The organism is Nonomuraea sp. NPDC048916 (genome assembly GCF_040649575.1).
Classification (GTDB): Bacteria; Actinomycetota; Actinomycetes; order Streptosporangiales; family Streptosporangiaceae; genus Nonomuraea.
In genome coordinates this window covers 1-888 of record NZ_JBEZFS010000136.1, presented here as the reverse complement: position 1 = coordinate 888, position 888 = coordinate 1, and the positions used below count along the sequence as shown (strand labels likewise).

Here is an 888-nt window from a genome sequence, read left to right as displayed (position 1 = left end):
GTTGGTGCGGGCGGCGCAGGAGGAGTTTCCGGGTCGGGTGGTGTTGGTTGACAGTGATGGGTCGGTGGAGTCGGAGTCGTTGTTGGGTGGGGTGGTGGGGTGGGGGGAGTCGGAGGTTGCGTTGCGGGGTGGGCGGGTGTTTGTGCCGCGTTTGGTTCGGGTTGCGGTTTCGGCGGTCTCGTCGTTTGACGCCCCGGTGGGCGGTGTTTCGTCGTCGGGTGTTTTGGGGTCTGATGGCGCCTCGATTGTTGGTGCTGCCGCGGCGGCGGGTGGTTCGGCGCCGGGTGGTTCGGCGTTCGGTGTTTTGACGCCTGAGGAGGTCTCTGACGGTGGGGAGGAGGTCTCTGGTGGTGGGGTGGTGTGGGGGTCGGGGACGGTGTTGGTGACGGGGGGGACGGGTGGTTTGGGGGGGTTGGTTGCGCGGCATTTGGTGCGGGTGCATGGGGTGCGGAGTTTGGTGTTGGTGAGTCGGCGGGGGTTGGCGGCTGAGGGTGCGGAGGGGTTGCGGGCGGAGTTGTCGGGGTTGGGTGCGCGGGTGGTGGTGGAGGCGTGTGATGTGGGGGATCGGGAGGCGTTGGCGGGGGTGTTGGGGCGGGTTCCGGTGGAGTTGCCGTTGTGTGGGGTGGTGCATGCGGCGGGGGTGTTGGATGACGGGTTGTTTGGTTCGTTGTCGGTGGAGCGGTTGTTGGGGGTGTTGGGGTCGAAGGTGGCGGGGGCGTGGTATTTGCATGAGTTGACGCGTGGTTTGGATTTGTCGGCGTTTGTGTTGTTTTCGTCTGCTGGTGGGTTGGTGTTGGCGGCGGGGCAGGGCAATTATGCGGCGGCGAATGTGTTTTTGGATGCGTTGGCGGTGCATCGGGCTGGGTTGGGCCTGCCCGCCACCTCCCT

At 66.1% G+C, this 888-nt stretch carries 1 protein-coding gene; it reads left to right on the top strand.

The genetic code is table 11. The features are described from left to right. Positions 1-4: 4 nt before the first annotated feature. The coding region (locus tag AB0C16_RS40105) for a beta-ketoacyl reductase (protein WP_357691386.1) at positions 5-888 on the top strand (884 nt) is incomplete at its 3' end.